This is a genomic window from Kineococcus esterisolvens (assembly GCF_050871405.1).
GTDB lineage: Bacteria > Actinomycetota > Actinomycetes > Actinomycetales > Kineococcaceae > Kineococcus.
Window position 1 is genome coordinate 1 of record NZ_JBJLRI010000049.1, and the last position, 15,546, is coordinate 15,546.

15 protein-coding genes are annotated in these 15,546 nt (G+C 73.6%); 3 read left to right on the plus strand and 12 right to left on the minus strand.

Annotated elements, in window-relative coordinates; translation table 11 throughout:
- Positions 1 to 110: 110 nt before the first annotated feature.
- The 8 genes from ACRYR8_RS14740 to ACRYR8_RS14775 form a co-directional block, all read right to left on the minus strand.
- Complete coding sequence (locus ACRYR8_RS14740; RefSeq protein WP_432485040.1) at positions 111 to 1,532, minus strand: NADP-dependent succinic semialdehyde dehydrogenase; 1,422 nt, start codon at positions 1,530 to 1,532, stop codon at positions 111 to 113.
- A gap of 157 nt (positions 1,533 to 1,689) precedes the next feature.
- Positions 1,690 to 3,075, minus strand: coding sequence for an aspartate aminotransferase family protein (locus ACRYR8_RS14745; protein ID WP_432485038.1), 1,386 nt, complete (start codon positions 3,073 to 3,075; stop codon positions 1,690 to 1,692).
- Positions 3,072 to 3,830 carry an SDR family oxidoreductase gene (locus ACRYR8_RS14750; protein WP_432485036.1) on the minus strand — a complete coding sequence of 253 codons (759 nt, stop codon included), beginning with the start codon at positions 3,828 to 3,830 and terminating at the stop codon, positions 3,072 to 3,074. Before ACRYR8_RS14750 ends, ACRYR8_RS14745 begins: the two co-directional genes overlap by 4 nt.
- Positions 3,827 to 4,882, minus strand: coding sequence for a TIGR03842 family LLM class F420-dependent oxidoreductase (locus ACRYR8_RS14755; RefSeq protein WP_432485034.1), 1,056 nt, complete (start codon positions 4,880 to 4,882; stop codon positions 3,827 to 3,829). The genes ACRYR8_RS14750 and ACRYR8_RS14755 overlap by 4 nt, the downstream gene beginning before the upstream one ends.
- A gap of 47 nt (positions 4,883 to 4,929) precedes the next feature.
- Positions 4,930 to 6,348, minus strand: a complete 1,419-nt coding sequence (hydA, locus tag ACRYR8_RS14760) for a dihydropyrimidinase (RefSeq protein WP_432485032.1) — start codon at positions 6,346 to 6,348, stop codon at positions 4,930 to 4,932.
- Positions 6,345 to 7,193 carry a nitrilase-related carbon-nitrogen hydrolase gene (locus ACRYR8_RS14765; RefSeq protein ID WP_432485030.1) on the minus strand — a complete coding sequence of 283 codons (849 nt, stop codon included), beginning with the start codon at positions 7,191 to 7,193 and terminating at the stop codon, positions 6,345 to 6,347. Before ACRYR8_RS14765 ends, hydA begins: the two co-directional genes overlap by 4 nt.
- Before the next feature lie 38 nt (positions 7,194 to 7,231).
- Complete coding sequence (locus ACRYR8_RS14770) at positions 7,232 to 8,743, minus strand: NCS1 family nucleobase:cation symporter-1 (protein ID WP_432485028.1); 1,512 nt, start codon at positions 8,741 to 8,743, stop codon at positions 7,232 to 7,234.
- 179 nt (positions 8,744 to 8,922) lie between these two features.
- Positions 8,923 to 9,915: a LysR substrate-binding domain-containing protein gene (locus ACRYR8_RS14775; protein WP_432485026.1), complete on the minus strand. Its 993-nt coding sequence runs from the start codon at positions 9,913 to 9,915 to the stop codon at positions 8,923 to 8,925.
- A gap of 9 nt (positions 9,916 to 9,924) precedes the next feature.
- On the opposite strand from ACRYR8_RS14775, the gene ACRYR8_RS14780 reads away from it, so the two are divergent.
- A complete protein-coding gene (locus ACRYR8_RS14780; RefSeq protein WP_432485024.1) occupies positions 9,925 to 10,323 on the plus strand; it encodes a MerR family transcriptional regulator in 399 nt (132 codons plus the stop codon).
- A 33-nt stretch (positions 10,324 to 10,356) separates the two neighbouring features.
- A complete protein-coding gene (locus tag ACRYR8_RS14785) occupies positions 10,357 to 11,367 on the plus strand; it encodes an aldo/keto reductase (RefSeq protein ID WP_432485022.1) in 1,011 nt (336 codons plus the stop codon).
- 71 nt (positions 11,368 to 11,438) lie between these two features.
- Here ACRYR8_RS14785 and ACRYR8_RS14790 read toward each other — a convergent pair whose 3' ends face one another.
- Both ACRYR8_RS14790 and ACRYR8_RS14795 read right to left on the minus strand, forming a co-directional pair.
- Positions 11,439 to 12,083 (minus strand): MBL fold metallo-hydrolase, encoded by a 645-nt coding sequence (locus ACRYR8_RS14790; protein WP_432485020.1) that lies wholly within the window; start codon positions 12,081 to 12,083, stop codon positions 11,439 to 11,441.
- 57 nt (positions 12,084 to 12,140) lie between these two features.
- Entirely contained in the window at positions 12,141 to 12,626 is a 486-nt protein-coding gene (locus ACRYR8_RS14795; RefSeq protein ID WP_432485018.1) for a GAF domain-containing protein, read from the minus strand.
- Between the two features lie 170 nt (positions 12,627 to 12,796).
- On the opposite strand from ACRYR8_RS14795, the gene ACRYR8_RS14800 reads away from it, so the two are divergent.
- Positions 12,797 to 12,925, plus strand: coding sequence for a hypothetical protein (locus tag ACRYR8_RS14800; protein ID WP_432485016.1), 129 nt, complete (start codon positions 12,797 to 12,799; stop codon positions 12,923 to 12,925).
- A gap of 45 nt (positions 12,926 to 12,970) precedes the next feature.
- Here ACRYR8_RS14800 and ACRYR8_RS14805 read toward each other — a convergent pair whose 3' ends face one another.
- Both ACRYR8_RS14805 and ACRYR8_RS14810 read right to left on the minus strand, forming a co-directional pair.
- Positions 12,971 to 13,234: a hypothetical protein gene (locus tag ACRYR8_RS14805; RefSeq protein ID WP_432485014.1), complete on the minus strand. Its 264-nt coding sequence runs from the start codon at positions 13,232 to 13,234 to the stop codon at positions 12,971 to 12,973.
- A gap of 93 nt (positions 13,235 to 13,327) precedes the next feature.
- A complete protein-coding gene (locus ACRYR8_RS14810; RefSeq protein WP_432485012.1) occupies positions 13,328 to 15,541 on the minus strand; it encodes a SpoIIE family protein phosphatase in 2,214 nt (737 codons plus the stop codon).
- Positions 15,542 to 15,546: the final 5 nt, after the last annotated feature.

Consider the following 15,546-nt stretch of genomic DNA (forward strand, 5'->3'; position numbering starts at 1 on the left):
CCCCCCCCCCCCCCCCCCCCCCCCCCCCCCCCCCCCCCCCCGCCCCCCCCCCCCGGGGCCGCCCCCCCCCCCCCCCCCCCCCCCCGCGGAGCGCAGGGGAGGGGAGGGGCCTACTCGGAGGCGGTGGAGGTGTCGCCCTGGCGCTGCTCGGCGCTGGGCGGGCCCACCCACACCGTCTTGGCGTTCATGAACGCGTGCATCCCCAGGTCGGTGAGCTCGCGGCCGTAGCCGCTCTGCTTCACCCCGCCGAAGGGGAGTTCCGGGTAGCTGGTCGTCATCCCGTTGACGAACACCATGCCCGACTGGACGTCCCGGACGAACCGCTCGCGCTCGTCCTCGTCCTCGGTCCAGATGTTCGACCCCAGCCCGTAGGGGTGGCTGTTGGCGATGTCGATCGCCTCCTGCAGGCTGGAGACGGTGAACAGCGCGGCGACAGGGCCGAACACCTCCTCGTGGTACAGCTTCATCTCCTCGGTGACGCCGGTGAGCAGGGTGGGCCGGTAGTACCAGCCGGGCCCGTCGACGCGCTCGCCGCCGACGACGACGGTGGCGCCCCCGTCGACGGCGTCCTTCACGTACCCCTCGACGTCGTCGCGGCCGGACTCGGTGGCCAGCGGTCCCACCTGCGTGTCCTCGGCCATCGGATCCCCGACCCGCTGCGCCGCCAGCTTCTCGGCGAACAGGCGCGTGAACTCCTCGGCGACGTCGGCGTGCACGAAGAACCGCTTCGCGGCGATGCAGCTCTGCCCGTTGTTCTGGCAGCGGGCGGTGACCGCCACCCCGGCGGCGGTCTCCAGGTCCGCCGACGGCATGACGACGAACGGGTCGCTGCCGCCGAGTTCCAGCACGGTCGGCTTCAGCGCGTCCCCGGCGATGGAGGCCACCGACTGCCCCGCCGGGGCGCTGCCGGTGAGGGTGGCGGCGACCACGCGGTCGTCGCGCAGCACCCGCTCGATCGCGCCCGAGCCGATGAGCAGGGTCTGGAACACGTCGCCGGGGAAACCGGCCTTCCGGAACAGCTCCTCCAGGTACAGCGCGGTCTGCGGCACGTTGCTGGCGTGCTTGAGCAGGCCGACGTTGCCGGCCATCAGGGCCGGGGCGGCGAAGCGCATCGCCTGCCACAGCGGGAAGTTCCACGGCATGATCGCCAGCACCGCACCCAGCGGCTGGTACGTGACGTACGCCTCCTGCGCGCCGACCGCGTGGGCGTCCGCCGGGCGCGGTTCCAGGAAGGACGGGCCGTGCTCGGCGTAGTAGCGCAGCGCCTTCACGCACTTGCCCACCTCGGCCTTCGCCGCGGCGAGCGTCTTGCCCATCTCCGTCGTCATCAGGGTGGCCACGTCGTCGGTGTCACCCTCCAGCACGTCGGCGGCCGCGCGCAGCCAGCCCACCCGCTGCTCGGGCGTCGTCAGCCGGTAGGAGGCGAACGCCGCCGACGCCCGGGCGATCCGGTCCTCCAGGGTCTCCTCGCTCAGCGGCTCGAACTCCCGCACCGTCTCGCCGGTCGCCGGGTTGATCGTCGCGATGGCCACTTCGGGTCCCCTCCCGCACGTGCTCGTCACCGGCCCGCCGGGCCGGTGCTGCCGGACCCGTCCTACCCGCCCCGCGGCGGGGCTGCCACCGCAGGGCCCTGCCCCGGTCGATCACCGGTCGTGCGGTGCCGGGGTGGCGACGGCGACGAGCGCGGGGTCAGGCGCGGGCGTACCGGTCGACGGCCGACAGGGCCGTGTCCAGCGCCCGCAGGCCCTCGCGGACCTCGTCGTCGGTGATGGTGCACGGCGGCACGACGTGCAGGCGGTTGGCCGTCACGAAGGGGATGACGCCGGCGGCCTTCGCGGCCGCGGTGACCTCCGCCATCGCCGGGTGCGTCCCGGCGTACGGCGCGAGGGGTTCGCGCGTGGTGCGGTCGGCGACCAGTTCCAGCGCCCAGAACACCCCCAGCCCGCGCACCTCCCCCACGACGGGGTGCCGCCCGGCCAGCTCCCGCAGCCCCGGGCCGAGCACCTCGGCGCCGACGCGTGCGGCGTTCTCGACGATCCGCTCCTCGCGCATCGTCTCGATCGTGGCGACGGCGGCCGCGCAGGCCAGCGGGTGGCCCGAGTACGTCAAGCCGCCCGGGAAGGGCCGCTCGTCGAACGTGGCGGCGACCGCCGCCGACAGCAGGACCCCCCCGAGCGGGACGTAGCCCGAGTTCACGCCCTTGGCGAACGTGATGAGGTCGGGGACGACGTCGTAGTGCTCGACGGCGAACCAGCGCCCGGTGCGCCCGAAGCCGGCCATGACCTCGTCGGCGATGAGCACGATGCCGTGCCGGTCGCACAGTTCGCGGACACCCGCGAGGTACCCGGGCGGTGGCGGCATGACCCCGGCGGTCCCCGGGACGGTCTCCAGGACGATCGCCGCGATCGTCGACGGCCCCTCGAAGCGGATCAGCTGGTCCAGGTGCTCCATGGCCCGCGAGCACTCCTCCTCCTCCGAGTTCGCGTGGAAGGCCGAGCGGTAGAGGAAGGGGCCGAAGAAGTGCACGACACCGGCGGACCCCTGGTCGTTGGGCCAGCGGCGCGGGTCACCCGTGAGGTTGATCGCCGTGGAGGTCCCCCCGTGGTACGAGCGGTACTGGGCCAGGACCTTGTGCCGGCCGGTGTGCAGCCGCGCCATCCGCACCGCGAACTCGTTGGCGTCGGCGCCGCCGTTGGTGAAGAAGACCTTGTCGAGCCCCTCGGGAGCCACCTCGGCGACGAGCCGGGCCGCTTCCGAGCGTGCGGCGTTGGCGTACGGGGGCGCGATGGTGCACAGCGTCCTGGCCTGCTCGACGATCGCCTCGACGACGGCCGGGTGCTGGTGCCCGATGTTCGTGTTCACCTGCTGCGAGGACAGGTCGAGGTAGCGGCGGCCGTCACCGTCCCACACGTGGCACCCGGCGGCCCGGCTGATGACCATCGGGTCCAGCGAAGCCTGCGCCGACCAGGAGTGGAACACGTGGGCACGGTCGAGCGCGTACGTGCGCGCCGCCACCGGGTCCGCCACCGGTTCCGGGGCCGGGCCGGTGTCGTGCGGGTTCTGGAGGAGGGTCACATCGTCTCCCGGTGGACGTGGAAGGCGTCGGCCTGCGCGAGCGGGCGGACGAGGACGTGGTCGACGTTGACGTGCGCCGGCCGCGTCACGGTGAACGCGATGACCTCGGCGACGTCCTCGGCGGTGAGCGGGGTCATCCCGCGGTACACCGCCGCCGCCGCCGCCTCGGGGTCCCCCAGGCGCACGGTGGAGAACTCCGTGTCGACGTAGCCCGGAGCGATCTCGGTGACGCGCACCGGCTCGCCCAGCAGTTCCAGCCGGAGCGTCCGGCACAGCGCGTGGACGCCGTGCTTGACCGCGGTGTACCCGCCCCCGCCGGGGTAGGCCTGCAGGCCGGCCTGCGAGCCCACCACCACCACGTGGCCGGGGCTCTCGGACCCGGGGCGCTTGCGCAGCGCGGGCAGCAGGGCCCGGTGGACCCGGGCCACGCCGATGACGTTCGCCTCGTACATCCACCGCCAGCCGTCGGCGTCGAAGTCCTCGACGGCGTCGGTGCCGAGAGCACCGCCCGCGGAGTGGACGACGACGTCGACCTCGGGCACGGCGTCGGCCAGCGCCCGCACGGACGCGTCGTCGGTGACGTCGAGCTGCACGGCGCGCCCGCCCACGCCGGCGGCCAGCGCCTCGCAGCGCTCGACGCGCCGTGCGGCCGCCACGGTGTCGAAGCCGGCGGCCGCCAGGGACCGGACGGTGGCCGCGCCGATGCCGCTGCTGGCCCCGGTGACGACGGCGACGGGGCGGCGGGAGGTGCTCACGCCGCACCCACGGGCTGGACGGCGGCGACGTCGGCCGCCAGGCCCGGGATGACGTGGTCGGCGTAGGCGCGCAGCGTGGTCTCCTTGGCGTCGTGCTGCAGGTAGAGCGCGAACTGGTCGACGCCGAGGTCCTGCAGCTCCCGCACGCGCTTCAGGTGCTCGTCGGGGGTCCCCAGGACGCAGAACCGGTCGACGATCTCGTCGGGCACGAAGTCGGCGTGCGTGTTCCCCGCCCGGCCGTGCTGGTTGTAATCGTAGCCCTCGCGGCCGCGGACGTAGTCGGTCAGGGCTTCCGGGACGCTGCCGCCCTCGCCGTAGCGCGTGACGATGTCGGCGACGTGGTTGCCGACCATCCCCCCGAACCAGCGGCACTGCGCGCGGGCGTGCTCGAGCCCGGTGGCGCTCTCGCCGGTCACGTAGGCCGGGGCCGCGACGCAGATCTTGACGCTGTCGGGGTCGCGCCCGGCGCGCTCGGCCGCCTCCTTGACGTGCTTGATCGTCCAGGCGGCGATGTCCGGGTCGGCCAGTTGCAGGATGAAGCCGTCGGCGACCTCCCCGGTCAGCTGCAGCGCTCTGGGGCCGTACGCCGCGACCCACACCTGGGTGCGGTTGTGCTCGTTGGTCACCGGGGCCCACGGGAAGCGGATCGTCTGCCCGCGGTGCTCGACCGGCCGGCCGTTGGCGAGCTCCCGGATGACGTGCACGGACTCGCGGAGCGTCGCGAGGGTGCTCGGCTTGCCCGCCAGGGTCCGCACGGCGGAGTCGCCGCGGCCGATGCCGCAGATGGTCCGCGGCCCGTACATCTCGTTCAGCGTCGCGTAGCTCGACGCCGTGACCGTCCAGTCGCGCGTCAGCGGGTTGGTCACCATGGGGCCGACGACGATGTTCCGGGTGGCCTGCAGGATGGCCGAGTAGACGACGTACGGCTCCTCCCACAGCAGGTGCGAGTCGAAGGTCCACGCGTGGGTGAACCCGTGCAGCTCCGCCTGCCGGGCGAGCTCGACGACCCGGGACGCGGGTGCGGTGTTCTGCAGGACGACCCCGAAGTCCACGGTGGTCTCCTCTCTGCGTGCTGAGGTGGTCGGTGGGGGAGAGGGCGTCAGCGCAGGTACTGCGAGAGCCCGCGGGGGACGAACCGCCCGTGCCCGGTGCTGCCGAGGTACTGCCCGCGGTCGACGATCGTGCGCCCGCGGGAGAGGACCGTCCGCACCGACCCGGTGAGGCGGGCCCCTTCGAAGGCGGAGTGGTCGAGGTTCATGTGGTGCGTCTGCGCGCTGATGGTCGTCGTCCCGGCCGGGTCGTAGATCACGACGTCGGCGTCCGAGCCGGGCGCGACGGTGCCCTTGCGCGGGTACATGCCGAACAGTCGCGCCGGTGTCGTCGAGCACGTCTCCACCCAGCGCTGCAGCGACAGGTTGCCGTCGACGACGCCCTGGTGCACGAGGTCCATGCGGTGCTCGACGAGCCCTAGGCCGTTCGGGATCTTCGAGAAGTCCCCGCGGCCGAGCTGCTTCTGGTCGTTGAAGCAGAACGGGCAGTGGTCGGTGGAGACCACGGCCAGGTCGTCGGTGCGCAGGCCCCGCCACAGGTCCTTCGCGTGCGGTTCGTGCTTGGAGCGCAGCGGGGTGGAGCAGGCGTACTTGGCGCCCTCGAAGCTGCCGGGGCCGCCGGCACCGAGGTGGTCCTCCAGGGTCAGGTACAGGTACTGGGGGCAGGTCTCCGCGAAGACGTTCGCGCCCGTGGTGCGCGCGGCCGCGATGCGCTCGAGGGCCTGGGAGGCGGAGACGTGCACGACGTACAGGGGAGTGCCGCCGGCGACCTCCGCCAGGGCGATGGCGCGGTTCGTCGCCTCCGCCTCCAGCGCCGCCGGGCGGGTGAGGCCGTGGAAGACGGGGTCGGTGTCCCCGCGCGCCAGGGCCTGCTGCACGAGCACGTCGATGGCGGTGCCGTTCTCCGCGTGCATCATGATCATCGCGCCGTTGTCGGTGGCGCGCTGCATGGCCCGCAGGATCTGCCCGTCGTCGGAGTAGAACACCCCCGGGTAGGCCATGAACAGCTTGAAGCTGCTGATCCCCTCGTGCGCGACGAGGGAGTCCATCGCCTTGAGGGAGTCCTCGTCCACCCCGCCGAGGATCATGTGGAACCCGTAGTCGACGGCGCAGTTGCCGGCGGCCTTCTCGTGCCACGCCTCCAGGGATTCCTCGACGACCTCCCCGGTGCGCTGGACGGCGAAGTCCACGATGGTCGTGGTGCCGCCGAACGCCGCGGCCCGCGTCCCCGTCTCGAACGTGTCGGAGGCCTCCGTCCCGCCGAACGGCATCTGCATGTGCGTGTGCACGTCCACGCCGCCGGGCAGGACGTAGCACCCGGTGGCGTCGATGCGCTCGTCGACCGCGAGCCCCGTGCCCGTGCCGGGAGCGAGGAGCGCGACGACGCTCTCGCCCTCCACGAGGACGTCGGTGGCGACGGCTCCCGTGGTCGACACGAGGGTCCCGCCGGTGATGAGGGTGCGGCTCACGGCGTCACCAGGCTCCCGTAGGCGTCCGGGCGGCGGTCGCGGTAGAACTGCCAGTCGTCGCGGGCCGACCGCACGAGGTCGAGGTCGAGGTCGCGGACGACCAGTTCCTCCTCGGTGGAGCTCGCCCGGTCGCCGACGTAGTTGCCGCGGGGGTCCACGACGTAGCTGGTGCCGTAGAAGTCCACGGCCTGGTCGCCGTACTCGTTGTCCTCGCGCCCGACGCGGTTGGGGACGCACACGAAGTACCCGTTCGCGGCGGCCGCCGTCGGCTGCTCCAGCTCCCACAGCCGGTTCGACAGGCCGGGCTTGGAGGCGTTGGGGTTGAACACGATCTCGGCGCCCGCCAGGCCGAGGGCGCGCCAGCCCTCCGGGAAGTGCCGGTCGTAGCAGATGGCGACGCCGACCTTGCCGACCGCGGTCTCGAAGACGGGGTACCCCAGGTTCCCGGGCCGGAAGTAGAACTTCTCCCAGAACCTGTCGACGTGCGGGATGTGGACCTTGCGGTACGTGCCCAGGGTGCTCCCGTCGGCGTCGACGACGACCGCGCTGTTGTAGTAGACGCCGGCCTGCTGCTCCTCGTAGATCGGCAGCACGGTCACGACGCCGAGCTCCTTGGCCAGGGCGGCGAAGCGCTGCACGACCGGGCCGTCGGCGGGTTCTGCGTACCGGTAGTACTTCGCGTCCTGGGTGATGCCGAAGTACGGCCCGTAGAACAACTCCTGGAAGCACAGGACCTGTGCCCCCTCGGCGACGGCCTTGCGGGCCAGGACCTCGTGCTTGTCCAGCATCTCGTCCTTGGACCCGGGCCAGGAGACCTGGGTCAGTGCGGCTCGGACGACGGTCACGGGGTTCCTCCTGGGTGGGTGGGGAGCGGTGGGGTGGGTCAGCGCTGCGCGGGCAGTTCGGCGGCGTGGGCCGTCCCCGCGGTGAGCGACCCGGAGGGGTGCACCTTCTCGGCGAGGAGGTACAGCCCGCCGCCCGCGACGACGCCCACGAGCCACGAGTACGGGGCCAGGGCGGTGAGAGCGGGCACGAAGGCGACGAGCAGCGTCACGACACCGGAGGCGACGAGGACGGCGATGGCGTTGGGGTTGGTACCGCGCCGGTAGGAGTAGCGGCCGGTGGGGGCGTCGGAGTAGAGGTCGTCGACCTCCACGTGCCCGCGGCGCAGCAGGTGGTAGTCGGCGACCATGATCCCGAAGAGCGGGCCGATGAGGGCGCCCACACCACCGATGAAGTAGTTGACCATGACCGGGCTGGAGTACAGGTGCCAGGGCATGATGACCAGCGACAGCACGGCCGTGATGAGGCCGCCCGTGCGGAAGCTGATGCGCGAGGGTGCGATGTTGGCGAAGTCGTAGGCCGGGGAGACGAAGTTGAGGATGATGTTGATGCCGACGGCGGACCCCGCGATGGCGACCGTGGCGACGAGCAGCAGCGCGACGCTGTCGATGTCCCGGACGAGCTCGACCGGGTCGGTCACCGCCTGCCCGTGCAGCTGCGCCGAGGCGATCGCGATGACGACGGACACGAGCACGAAGGCGGTGCCGTTGAGCAGCAGGCCGAGGCTGTTGCCGCGCCGGATGGACTTCGCGTCGGGGGAGTTCCGCGAGAAGTCGGCGAAGTTGAGCATCGGGCCGGCGAGGAACGCCACGGTGAGGAAGGCGCCCGAGACGACGGCGGAGACGGTCGCGCCGGTGTCGAGCGCGGGGCCCTCGCGGTGGTTCCAGTCGATGCTCCAGCCGACGCGGGCGAGGACCCAGACGGCGAGGGCCGCGATGGCGATCCACAGGACGGGACCGGCGACGTCGGACAGCTTCCGCACGGCCTCCATGCCGCGGTAGAGGACGGCGAGCTGGGCGGCCCACAGGACGAGGAAGCAGATCCAGCCCAGCGGTGACATGCCGAGGACCTGCGTCTGCGTGAGCGTCTCGGAACCGGGCCACACCTTCAGGGCCAGGGTCATCACGGCGAGGCTGGCCAGGTACGTCTGGATGCCGTACCAGGCGACGGCGACGACGGCGCGCAGCAGGGCCGGCACCTTCGCGCCGAGGACCCCGAAGCTGAGGCGCGCGAACACGGGGAAGGGGACCCCGGCGCGCTGCCCGGCGGTGCCCATGAGGTTGAAGCCCCACAGCAGGACGAGGATCCCGAGGAAGACGGCCACGACGATCTGCCACCCGGTGAGGCCGAGGACGAGCAGGCCGATGGCGAAGGTGTAGCCGGCGAGGCTGTGCCACGCGGACAGCCACCAGCAGAACAGGTCCCACGTGCGCCAGGAGGCTTCACCGGTGCGCGGGGCGAGGTCCTCGTTGTAGAGGCGAGGGCTGAAGCCGGGCGGGACGGTGCCCGGCGCCGGCTGCAGGGCGGAAGGTGTGGTTTCCGGTGCGCTCATGGGTGTTCCTCCACGACGGAGATGCCTGGTGCCTGTGGGCGGAGCAGGAGGACGCCAGTGTGGAGGGGTGCGGAGGGGGTGGTCCAACAACAGTTTTCGCACCTTGCATCGATCGAATCGATGCAATCATTGTGAAACATCGATGAAACATGGGCGTCATCCGGGGGCGACGACCGGACTCAGCGGGCGGGGAAGTGCTCCCGGCAGGCCTCGGCGAACGCGCGCGCCCGCCGTGTCGGGCGGCCGTCGGCCGTCCGGGCCAGCAGGACGTCCACCGGGGGCAGGGCCTCGGCGATGTCGAGGGCGACGACGCGGCCGCCGTTGTGGGTGGCGCTGTGCGGCAGACGGCGGTTGAGGACGGCGTACCCGCCGCGGGCCACGAAGGACCGCACCGTCTCGTAGCCCGTGAGCCGGTGTCGGACGCGCGGGGCGACGCCCACGAGGTCGAACAGGCCGAGCAGGTACTCGCGCGTGTGGGGCAGGTCGAGCAGGACGAGCGGCTCGTCGGCCAGCTCGGCCAGGCTCACGGGCCCGGGCGCGCGGGCGGCCAGGGGGTGGTCCTCCGCCACGAGGACGTGCGGCGCCAGGTGCTCCAGGACCTCCGTGCGCACCTGGGGCCCGATGCCCATGCCGTACATCAGCGCCACCTCGCACGCGCCCGAGGTCAGGGCTTGCAGCACGAACTCCTGGTCGCCCTCCAGCACGGCGAGTTCCACGTGCGGGTGGCGCTGCTCGAAGGTCGCCACGACGTCCGGGACCCGCAGCGAGGCGATGGGCTCGTACACCCCCACGACGAGCCGCCCCGCGACGGTCTCCTCGTCGCGCTGCACGAGGGCCGGCAGCTGGTCCGCGGCCTCGATGAGCGGGAGGGACTCCCGGAGCAGCCGTGAGCCGCCCTCGGTCAGCTCGACACCGCGTCGCGGCACGCGCCTGAACAGCTGCGTCCCCATCGCCGCTTCCAGCTGCGCGATGGCCGAGGACAGCGCCGACTGGGTGATCCGGAGCTCGGCCGCCGCTGCGGTCATGTTCCGCTCCTGGGCGACCACGGTGAAGTACCGCAGTTGCGTCAGCGTGAAGTTCTTCGGCAGTGCGGTGCGCTCCTCGGCCGGCGTCTCGGGTGCCGTGGATCGTAGCGGACGCCCGCAGGGCCACCGGGCGGTTCCGCAGGGCACACTGGCGCCGTGACGAGCACCGACGGGCGGCCCGGGACGTCCCTGACGATCGCCGAGGCCGCGCAGCGCCTCGGCCTGAGCGTGCACGCGCTGCGCTACTACGAGACCGAGGGCCTGCTCGTGGGGGCGCCGGCGCGCACCGCCGCCGGCCGGCGCCGCTACGGCGAGGAGGACCTGCGCTGGATCGTCATGGTCCAGCGGCTGCGCTCCACGGGGATGCCGGTGCGCGAGATCCGGCAGTACGCGGACCTGGTGCGCGCGGGGCGGGGCACGGAACCGCGGCGGCTGGCGCTGCTGGAGGCGCACCGCCGGCGCGTCCTCGCGCAGCTCGACGAGGTGAACGGCCACCTGGGCGCCATCAGCGCGAAGATCGACCTGTACCGGCAGCAGGTGGGCGCCCCCGCTTGACTTCGAGCGCGCTCGAAGTCGCAGGCTCGCCGCATGGCACACGCGACGGACCTCCCCACCCGCACCCTCGGCAGCGCCGCGAACGGCACCGAGCTGACCGTCTCCGCCCTCGGCCTGGGCTGCATGGGCATGAGCGCGTTCTACGGGACACGTGACGAGGCCGAGTCGATCGCCACGATCGGCGCCGCCCTCGACGCCGGCGTGACGTTCCTGGACACCGCCGACATGTACGGTCCCTTCACCAACGAGCAGCTCGTGGGACGCGCAATCGCCTCCCGCCGCGACGAGGTCGTCCTGGCCACGAAGTTCGGCAACGAGTTCCTGCCCGACGGGGGGCGCCGCGTCAACGGCCGTCCCGAGTACGTGCGCACCGCCTGCGACGCGAGCCTGCAGCGGCTCGGGGTCGACGTCATCGACCTGTACTACCAGCACCGCGTCGACACGACCGTGCCCGTGGAGGAGACCTGGGGCGCGATGTCCGAGCTCGTGAGCGCGGGCAAGGTCCGCCGGCTCGGCATCAGCGAGGCCGCGCCCGAGACGGTCCGCCGCGCCCACGCCGTCCACCCCGTCACCGCCGTGCAGACCGAGTGGTCGCTGTGGACGCGCGACGTCGAGGAGAACGGCGTGCTCGCCACCGCGCGCGAGCTCGGCATCGGGTTCGTCCCCTACTCCCCGCTGGGCCGGGGTTTCCTCTCCGGTGCGATCCGCAGCGTCGACGACCTCGCCCCGGACGACTTCCGCCGCAGCAACCCCCGCTTCCAGGGCGAGAACTTCCGGCGCAACCTCGCGCTCGTCGACGAGGTGCGCGCGCTCGCGCAGGCGAAGGGCGTCACGGCCGGGCAGGTCGCCCTGGCGTGGCTGCTGGCGCAGGGCCCCGACGTCGTGCCGATCCCCGGCACCAAGCGGCGCAGCTACCTGGCGGAGAACGTCGCCGCCGTCCACGTCGAGCTGACGGCCGACGACCTCGCCCGGCTGGGGGACGTCCTGCCGGTCGGCGTCACGGCCGGCGACCGCTACCCCGACATGAGCACCGTCCACCGCTGAGCCCACCCGCGACGGCCGTCCCCGCGGTGGTCGAGGGAGTCGCGAACCCCTCGACCACCGCGTGGAGGCGGTCAGAGGTCGAACGGGACGCCGTGCTCGACGGGGCGCAGCTCGAGGCCGCCGAGGTTCTCCGCCTGCCCCGCGTACAGGCCCAGGCCGATGTCGGACAGCAGCGCGTCGTGGATGGCGAAGCCGCTGCCGGCGCGCACGGCCCGCACGAAGTCGATCATCTCCTTGCTCGCCGCCCACGGGGCGCTCAGCGGCAGCGCCAGCACGTCCACGCCCTGCGGTGCCACCGCGTAGGAGTCGCCCGGGTGGAACAGGGTGGGCTCGCCCTCGGCGCGCAGGAGCAGCCCGACGTTGCCCACCTGCGGGACGTCCGCGTGGATGAGCGCGTGCTCGCCGCCGACCGCCTCCACCGTCAGGTCCCCGACGGTGATCGAGGAGCCGGCGTGCAGCGCGGACGCCTCGATGCCCGACCCGCGCAGCGACGCGGCCGTCTCCGGCTCGGCGTGCAGCACGGCCCGGTCGTCGGCCCCCAGCAGTCGCGGGAGCTTCTCGGCGTCCACGTGGTCGGGGTGCTGGTGGGTGACCACTACGGCGTCGAGGCCGGCCAGCTCCTCCCAGCCGCGGCTGAAGACACCCGGGTCCAGCAGGACGCGGGCACGGGCGGTCTCGACGAGCAGGCAGCTGTGGCCGTAGCGGGTGATGCGCATGGCGCCATGGTGGACCGGTGGCCGGACCGGCGCAGGCCGACGCCGTGTCGGGGCGGGTCAGGCAGCGGCGGAGCCGGCGCGGTGCTCCTCGAAGATCGTCACCAGCTCGGCCGCGGCGGGCTCCAGCACGGCGATCTCCCCGGCGGTGAACTCGTGCGGGTCGACGCCGATGACGCGGTGCGCGCCGACGACCCGCCCGTCGGGCGTGCGCAGCGGGACGCCGGCGTGGGAGCGGGCGCCCTCCCCGGTGACCACCGGGTTGTCCCGGTGCACGGGGTCGACGGTGGCGTCGCCGACGACGTGGGGCGCGTCCGTCACGACGGTGGTGCTGCGGAACGACCACTCCACGGGCAGGGCGCCGACCTGCGCGATCCAGCCGACCAGGCTGTGGTTGCCGGCGAAGACGACCGCGGGGTCGAGCACGAGGCTGACCAGGCTGAGGGGGAACCCGAGCCGGGCCGCGACCTCGTCCAGCCGGCGCTCCTCGTCCTCGCGGCGGACCCGCGCTGTTCGGGGCCCGTCCGTCTGCGCATCGGAGCCCACCGCGCGCTCCTTCAGGCCGGCGGCGGTGCGTCACCCGCCCGCCCCACCCCGTGGGGGACCGTGCGCGCTGCGCGAACCCCGCCCCGGCGGTCGCGTGCGCTGGGCCGGCCGGTTCCCCCGTACGCCTCCCTGCACCGGTAACCGCCGGGTGCCGATGTGGTTGAACATGAGTGCACGAGAGGCAGCGGGGCCGGGTGGGGCAGTGGCTGGTGGAGCACTGCCCGGACCAGCCGATCCGCACGGCCGCCCGCAGCTGCCTCGTCCGGTTGCGCGTGCACCTGCTGTTCCGGTCCGCCTGAGGGGGCCGGGCGGCCCGCGCCGCCGTCCCCGTCAGGTCCGGTCCGTCAGACCCGGGTCAGGTCGATGACCCGGCGGGGCGGTTCGGGGGCGTCGAGGAAGAGGACCACGGGATCCCCTCCCGGCGCGGTCCGGTGGTAGGTGCGAACCCCCGCCGCCACGGTGAGGACGCCGGCGGCTGAGCACACCGCCTCGGTCGGCAGGCCGGTGGCGGTGGCCACGCGCTCGGCGGGCAGTGCCCCGCGGTGCGTGCGGTACCAGGTCCGCAGGTGCTGCAGCACGGTGCGCTCTTCGGTGCTGAGGTCGGGCACGGGAACCTCCAACGTTCCACGGGACGTCTCCAGGAAGTTACTCCACCGACCGGCGCGACGGCTGCGCCCGGTGCTCCGCGCACCCGTCCGGGCTCACCCCCCGTCGATGGCCAGCTCCGCCCAGACGGTCTTGCCGTCACCCTCCTCCGAGACGCCCCAGTCGTCGGCGACGGTCTCCACGATGCCGAGCCCGCGCCCGCCCAGGGCGTCGGCGCCGGCGTGCCGCTCGCGCGGGTGGCGGGTGGAGCGGTCCTGGACGTTGATCGTCAGCCGTCGTGCGGTGCGGTCGTAGCGCAGCAGCACGCCGGTCGCGGAGTCGGTGTGCACGAGGGCGTTGGTGACCAGCTCGCTGAGGACGAGCTCGGCCTCGTCGAGCAGCTCGCCGGCGTTCCAGGCGGTCAGCGCGGTGCGCAGGAAGGCCCGCGACTGCGCCACGGCGCGCACGTCCGCGGGCAGGGGCAGCGCCGCCTCCTCCAGCTGGGTGTCCGGCCCGGTGTACTCCAGGACGAGCATGGCGGCGTCGTCGTCGAGGCGGTGCGGGATGCTCGCCATGATCCGGTTGGCCAGCTCCTCGCAGGGTGAGCCGGCGTTGTCGGCGACGGTGCGGCGCAGGGAGTCCACCCCCGCGTCCAGCTGGTCGGCGCGCGTCTCGACGACCCCGTCGGTGTAGAGGACGACGCGGCTGCGCTCGCGCAGGCGGTGCGCGGCGGTGGGGTAGGTGGCCGCGGGGTCGACGCCCAGGGGCGGGCCGGGTTCGACCTCCAGCTCGCGCAGCCCGGCGCCGTCGGCGACCAGGGGGGCGGGGTGCCCGGCGGTGGCGACGGTCACGGTCCCGGACCCCTGGTCCAGCCGCACGAGGCAGCAGGTGGCGAACAGCTCCTCCGCCTGGTCGACGAGCAGCCGGTTGGTGCGCTCCAGCGCGGCGGCGGGCCCGTGACCCTCGCTGACGTAGGCGCGCACGGCGGTGCGCAGCTGCCCCATGAGACCGGCGGCGGTGGTGCTGTGACCCTGCACGTCGCCGATGACGAACACGACGCCGTCGTCGACGGCGATCACGTCGTACCAGTCGCCCCCGACCTCGGCGCCGACCACGGCCGGCTGGTAGCGCACCGCGACGGTCACCCGCTCCAGGGCGGGCAGCCGCTGCGGCAGCAGGCCGCTCTGGAGGGTGCGGGCGAGGTCGGTGAGCGCGGCGACCGAGCCGGCGAGGTTCTCCCTGGCAGCGCGTTCGGCGTCGAGCAGCTGGGCGCGCTCCAGGGCGAGGGAGACCTGCGCGGCGACGCTGGAGAAGAGCGCCACCTCGTCGTCGCGGGGGGTGGTGTCGGCCCAGTTCACGATGAGCGAGCCGAGGGCCCGGCCGTTGCGCTCGACGAGGGGGACGGCCAGGCTGGAGCGCGCCGCACCGGGGTCCAGCCCGCGCAGGTCCGCGTAGCGGGCGGCGTCGTCGTGGGTGAACACGACGGCGCTGCGGGTCCGCACCGACTCGGTGACCGGGGTGTCGGCGTCGACGGGGATGCTGCTGAGCGCGGCGGAGAGGTCCGCCGGCAGCGGCGGGTGGCAGTGGCCGGTGAGCACGCCGCGCGGGTCGTCGAGCAGGTACAGGGCCGCGGAGACGCAGCCGCTCGCCTCTGCGACGGCGCGCGGCACCGAGGAGGTGATGTCGGCCGTGGTGGCGCTGGTGGACAGCAGCGCGGTGATGGACTGCAGGAGCGCGGTGCGGGACGCCGCCGCGGCGGCGGCGGCCTCACGGTCCTCGGCGAGCTCGCGGGCGGCTCGCTGCTCACCCAGCAGGAGGGCGTTGTCGATGGCGATGCCGGCGCCGAGCGCCGCGGAGGTGGCTGCGGCCTCGGCCTCGTCGTCGAACCGGCCGGGTTCGGCGTGGCCGAAGAGCAGGGCGCCGATGACGCGGCCGCCGGTGGAGGTGACGGGCACGGCGAGGTAGCTGCGCACGGGCCGGTGGTTGCGGGGCACCCCGCCGGTGGACCCCCGGCCGTAGCGGGGGTCGGCCGCCAGGTCGTCGATGCGCACGGGGGCGGCGCCGGTGAAGGTCGGGGCGAACAGGGGGGTGTGCCGGACGGGCTCGGCGCCGGGGAACTCCTTCGCGAGGGCCCCGGCGAGGGTCAGCAGGTCGAGCCGGTCGCCCTTCTCGTCGCGGTCGTGGTAGAAGAACGCGCCGTACTGCGCGCCGGTGACGTCGGTGGCGGCGACCGTGGTGGCGTCGAGGATGGCGTGCAGGTCGTGGCCGTGGCGCAGGGAGAGCGTGGTGATCTCCAGCAGCGTCTGGTGCTCCCGGCGGCGAGTCCCCACACTCG